Source organism: Paenibacillus sp. Y859 (genome assembly GCF_056786405.1).
This window is the reverse complement of record NZ_JBXCIZ010000039.1, coordinates 1-1,253: the sequence shown is the minus strand read 5'-3', so window position 1 is coordinate 1,253 and position 1,253 is coordinate 1. Positions and strand designations below refer to the sequence as shown.

Here is a 1,253-nt window from a genome sequence, read left to right as displayed (position 1 = left end):
AGGCCCGAACCCACGCATGTTGAAAAATGCGGGGATGAGGTGGGGGTAGCGGAGAAATTCCAATCGAACTCGGAGATAGCTGGTTCTCCCCGAAATAGCTTTAGGGCTAGCCTCGGAATGAAGAGTCGTGGAGGTAGAGCACTGATTGGGTGCGGGGCCCGCAAGGGTTACCAAGCTCAGTCAAACTCCGAATGCCATGTACTTATATCCGGGAGTCAGACAGTGAGTGCTAAGATCCATTGTCGAAAGGGAAACAGCCCAGACCATCAGCTAAGGTCCCCAAGTGTGTGTTGAGTGGAAAAGGATGTGGAGTTGCACAGACAACCAGGATGTTGGCTTAGAAGCAGCCATCATTGAAAGAGTGCGTAATAGCTCACTGGTCGAGTGACTCTGCGCCGAAAATGTAACGGGGCTAAACACACCACCGAAGCTATGGCTTGATACTATAGTATCAGGGGTAGGGGAGCGTTGTATAGAGGTTGAAGGTGTACCGTGAGGAGCGCTGGACACTATACAAGTGAGAATGCCGGTATAAGTAACGAAAAGATCAGTGAGAATCTGATCCGCCGAAAGCCCAAGGTTTCCTGAGGAAGGCTCGTCCTCTCAGGGTAAGTCGGGACCTAACGCGAGGCCGAAAGGCGTAGTGGATGGACAACAGGTTGAAATTCCTGTACCACCGTAATCCGTTATGAGTAATGGGGTGACGCAGTAGGGTAGTGACGCGGACTGATGGAATAGTCCGTCTAAGCAGTGAGGCTTGTGTGTAGGCAAATCCGCACACTATAAGGCTGGGCTGTGATGGGGAGCGAAAATTATAGTAGCGAAGGTCATGATCTCACACTGCCAAGAAAAGCCTCTAACCAGGAGAAGGTGCCCGTACCGCAAACCGACACAGGTAGGCGAGAAGAGTATTCTAAGGCGCGCGGAAGAACTCTCGTTAAGGAACTCGGCAAAATGACCCCGTAACTTCGGGAGAAGGGGTGCCCCGGTAGTGTGAATAGCACGAGGGGGCCGCAGTGAAAAGGCCCAAGCGACTGTTTAGCAAAAACACAGGTCTGTGCGAAGCCGTAAGGCGAAGTATACGGGCTGACGCCTGCCCGGTGCTGGAAGGTTAAGGGGAGTGGTTAGGGGTTAAACCCGAAGCTATGAACCGAAGCCCCAGTAAACGGCGGCCGTAACTATAACGGTCCTAAGGTAGCGAAATTCCTTGTCAGGTAAATTCTGACCCGCACGAATGGCGTAACGATTTGGGC

At 52.4% G+C, this 1,253-nt stretch carries 1 rRNA gene; it reads left to right on the top strand.

Features of this window, described 5'->3' with window-relative positions:
* Nucleotides 1-1,253 (top strand): 23S ribosomal RNA (locus AC1TO8_RS23820); the annotation flags it as partial.